Below are 4,085 nucleotides of genomic sequence, written 5' to 3'. Positions count from 1 at the left end.
AGAGTAGGACGCCGCCGAACTTTACGTGACAGTCAGGCCCCGGTCGAGAACGCGCAAGCGGTTCTCCCGGGGCCTGACCGCATTTCCAGACCTTTTTCTTTGATGTCAGCCGACCCAACCCACCACTCCCGGGCCACCATTCCATCGAGCGCCCCCTGACGGTGCGCCGCGGCATCCAGCCGCCAGCTCGGCCGCCCCAGCCCGCACTCACGACCCAGCTTCCACACCGTCGCCACCGAGGCGGCCGGCGGCATCCACGCCGTGGTGGTGAAGCGTGCCCTCGGCGCCCGCGCCGCCGCGGTGATCCACCCCGAGGAGGTCTGCCGGCCTATCGAGGCTGCGGTCTGCGCGCCCTGGCCGCCCGCACCGAGGTGCGCCCGCGCAAGGTCGAGGGCCTGGCGGAGCTCGAGGTACAAGTGCACCGCCCCCACCTGACCGAACACGCCCTGCTCGTACCCGGAATGGACTGCCGCGACGGCTGCACCCCGTCTGCCCGGCCCCGACTTCCCGACGGCCTGCAACGTCACAGAGCCCGTCGCCGTCCTCGGTGCCCTCCGACCGGGCTCGACCTCATCGGAAGCATCACCCGGTCGCCGACTCCGCGTGCGCACCGCCCGGACCGGATGGCCGGTCCAGACCAGGCCGAAAACGCAGCTGCCTCACAGCCCGCACAACAAGATCCCAGCACAAGCCAACGCACCAACCCTGACGCGAGAGGCGCCGAAGTACCAATTCGATACCCGCTGCGTGGCGGCGGGCAAATCGACCCAACCGGGCAATCAGGGGCGGGAACGTAACTCCACGCCGGCCTTCGCGCGACAATTCCCGGCCCGAAGCCCACACGGCACACCCGGACACGAGAAAGGCGCCGGAGCGACAATCGCTCCGGCGCCTTCCGCCAGTCCATCACCCGCGAGGCTCACTCCAGGACGGAGTGAAGGCTCAGAGAGCCGAGCCCTTCTGCCAGTCCGTCCAGGACTTGGACCAGTCGCCGTACAGGTCCCACACCGGGAGCTGCGGGCCGCCCGAGTTGGTGACCTCCACGACGTCGCCGAGGCCGAAGTTCTGGAAGAACCATTCGGCGTTGGCGGCGTTCAGGTTGATGCAGCCGTGGGACACGTTGGAGCTGCCCTGCTGGCCGACGCTGTTCGGGTTCTCGTGCACGAACTCGCCGTCGTTCGAGATGCGTTCGGACCACTTCTCGTTGGAGCGGTAGGCCTTCGGGTCGGGCGGGCAGACGCCGTATGTGCAGGAGTCCATCGTGTAGTTGGCCTGCTTGTCCGAGATCACGTGGGCGCCCAGGTGGGTGGGCGTGGAGTCCTTGCCCATGGAGATCGGCATGGACTTCACCATGGCGCCGTTGTGGAAGATCTGCATCTGCTCGCTGTTGCCGTCCGCCTTGGCGATCCAGGAGTCGTGCACCTTGTACGTCTCGGTGCGGTCCTCGGCGCCGAACACGCCGTTGCCGAAGTCGACGCCGTAGATCTTCGCCGTGACGGTCAGCGTGGTGTTCGGCTGCCAGTACTCCTTCGGCCGGTAGTGGACGTTCTTGTCGTCCATCCAGTACCAGCTGCCGTCCTGCTTCGGCGACGACTGCACCGACAGCGCCTTCTCCACGGCGGCCTTGTTCTTCACCGCGACGCCGAAGCTGAACACGATCGGCTGTCCCACGCCGACACCGGTCGACTTCACGGCCGACGGCGCCGGGATCAGGTTCGCGTTCGCCTGCTTCTTCGGCGACACCGTGGTGACGTCACCGTCCTTCTCCACCTGCTTGCCGTCGGCGCCCTGGGCGTGCGCGACGACCTTGTAGGTGCCGCCGTAGCCGAGCACCTCGGTGTTGGTCCAGCTCGAGCCGTCCGTCGCGAGCTTGCCGGCGACCGACTTCCCCTTGGAGTTGGTCACCGTCACGTCGGTCAGCTTGCCGTTGGCGGCCTTCACGACGATCGGGGTGGTCGGGCTGATCCCGGAGGCGTCGGCCGGGTCGATCGACACCGTCGCCGACGTGGCGGCGGTGGCCGCACTCGTGCCACCCGGGGTGACGGGCGCGGCGCTGCCCCCGGTGTCCCCACCGGAGGAGCAGGCCGAAACCAGCAGGGTTGCCGCGAGAATTCCGGCAACCGAAAGGAAAGTCTTCTTCGGGAACATTTTGTCTCTTTTGCGGGGTATCGCGGGCCGGCAGGCTTCTTCCATTCCAAAACTACGCGATCAGGAAGACGCCCCACGCAGCGGATAGGTGCATCGCAGTGGCGTGGATCACGCCGTGACGAGCCCTGGTGCGCCGTAGAGACCGGGGCCGTCGACGACCAGTTCTTTGAGGTAGTCACGGGCCGAGTGATACGCCTCGTCGGCGAGCTGGTCCGTCTTCGTGAAATCCAGCGGACTGACCCGCACGGGCGCCGGCCCGGGCAGGTAGACCACGGGCGCCCGCCGCGCCGCCGCGGGAGCCTCCAGCGCCGCCTGGTTGCGCATGCTGATCAACGCGGTGAACATCATCACCTCGGCGAACGTGTGCGGCGCACCGGGCATCTTGCCGGGAAACGCGCAGTCCAGCACCACCAACGACTTCGCGCCCATCAACAGCGCCTGGCGCATCGGCACGTTGGCCACGAGGCCGCCGTCGTAGAGCAGCCGGCCGTCGTAGTCCACCGGCGGGTAGATCCCCGGAATCGCGCAGCTGGCCAGCAACGGCTCACGCACCGGGCCCGTGCGGAACAGCACCGGCTCGGCCGTGTCGACGTCTGTGGTCACCACGCCGAGCGGGAGCTCCAGGTCCTCGAAGCGCCGGCCGGGGCCGAGGTGGTCGTCGATGATCTTCGTGAGACCCGTGTTGGGGAACAGGTTCGTCTTGCTGTGCCGAAGCGTGCGCACCTGGCTGAACACCCCGCCGGGGAACGCTTCGTGCTTCGTCATGTGCTTCCAGATGTCGTGCAGCCGCCCGAGCCGGTCGGTACCGGGCAACGCGAGCACGGCCGCGTTGAGCGAACCCACCGACGTGCCGACCACGAGGTCGGGCGTCACACCGGCTTCGTCCAGCGCGCGCAGCATCCCGACCTGCAGCGCGCCCAGGCTCCCTCCGCCGCCGAGCACGAACGCCACCGGTCCGGGGAGATCGAGTGGGGTCATACCGCCGAATGTAGTAAGAGTGAGCGTTCACGGAGGTGTCACGGACGTGTGATGCCGCACCGAATCACTCCGTGACGCGGACGGGTTCCTCGGTCTTCTCCGGCGCCAGCGCCTTGCGCTTCTTCAGGCGTACCAGGAAGAACACCAGCACCCCGACGACCACGGCGGCCGCCGCGAGGAAGCCCGTGCTGAGCGCGCCCTCCACCTGCTTCGCCGCCTCCCCGAGCGCCGCGCCGAGGCTGATGTGCACGAGTGACCAGCACAGCGCCCCCGCGGCCGTCGCGGGCAGGAACTTCCGGAACGGCAGCCGCGACGCACCCGCGGCGGCCGGCGTCAACGTGCGCAGCACCGGCAGGAACCGCGCGAAGAACACCGCCCACGCGCCGCGCCGCTCCAGCACGCCGGCGGCCTTGTCCCACGCGTCGAGGCCGTACTTGCGGATCAGCCTCGTCTCGCGCAGCCGTGGTCCGAACCGGCGGCCGAGCCCGTAGCCGACGGAGTCGCCGAGCGCCGCGCACACCGTGACCACGGCCCACAGCGTGAGGAACCTCGGGGTCGTGGTCGCCGTCGTGGCCGCGATGAGCAGCGCCGACTCGCCGGGGGCGATGAACCCCAGACCGATGGTGCACTCGGCGAACACGAGCCCGCCGGCCGCGGCGACAAGGCCCGGTTCCGGGAGTCCTTGCAGCCAGTTCAGGAGATCCGTTACCAAAGCCACAAGGTCACTTTACGGATTTTTGGGAATCCGTCACGGCGTTCGGCCCGACCTGGGGGACTTCCCAGGGACAGCCCGTAGGGGGCCGGGAACGACGAAGGGCCCGCTCGAAATGAGCGGGCCCTTCCCGAAGCGAACGCGGTCAGCGCGCGAGCAGCGAGCTGGCTTCCTGCGCGGCCGGACCCTGCTCGGCCAGGTGCGCCAGGTTGTCCGGCAGCTCCTCGCCGCGGTGGGCCTTGGTCTG

Annotated in this window: 4 protein-coding genes and 1 pseudogene; all 5 read right to left on the bottom strand. The window is 68.8% G+C overall.

Annotation, left to right across the window (positions count from 1 at the left end):
* Positions 1–32 precede the first annotated feature (32 nt).
* Positions 33–443: a hypothetical protein gene (locus AB0K15_RS47900; RefSeq protein ID WP_364067889.1), complete on the bottom strand. Its 411-nt coding sequence runs from the start codon at positions 441–443 to the stop codon at positions 33–35.
* A 499-nt stretch (positions 444–942) separates the two neighbouring features.
* Positions 943–2,148, bottom strand: a complete 1,206-nt coding sequence (locus AB0K15_RS47895) for an Ig-like domain-containing protein (protein WP_364067887.1) — start codon at positions 2,146–2,148, stop codon at positions 943–945.
* A 108-nt stretch (positions 2,149–2,256) separates the two neighbouring features.
* On the bottom strand, positions 2,257–3,126 hold the full coding sequence (locus AB0K15_RS47890) for a patatin-like phospholipase family protein (RefSeq protein WP_364067885.1): 870 nt from the start codon (positions 3,124–3,126) through the stop codon (positions 2,257–2,259).
* A 64-nt stretch (positions 3,127–3,190) separates the two neighbouring features.
* Complete coding sequence (locus AB0K15_RS47885) at positions 3,191–3,844, bottom strand: DedA family protein (protein ID WP_364067883.1); 654 nt, start codon at positions 3,842–3,844, stop codon at positions 3,191–3,193.
* A 139-nt stretch (positions 3,845–3,983) separates the two neighbouring features.
* A pseudogene (locus AB0K15_RS47880) lies at positions 3,984–4,085 on the bottom strand (lipoyl synthase); the annotation flags it as partial.

Origin of the sequence: Amycolatopsis sp. NPDC049253 (assembly GCF_040678995.1) — a bacterium.
GTDB lineage: Bacteria > Actinomycetota > Actinomycetes > Mycobacteriales > Pseudonocardiaceae > Amycolatopsis.
The sequence above is the reverse complement of the archived record's forward strand: the minus strand, read 5'-3'. Positions and strand labels throughout refer to the sequence as shown.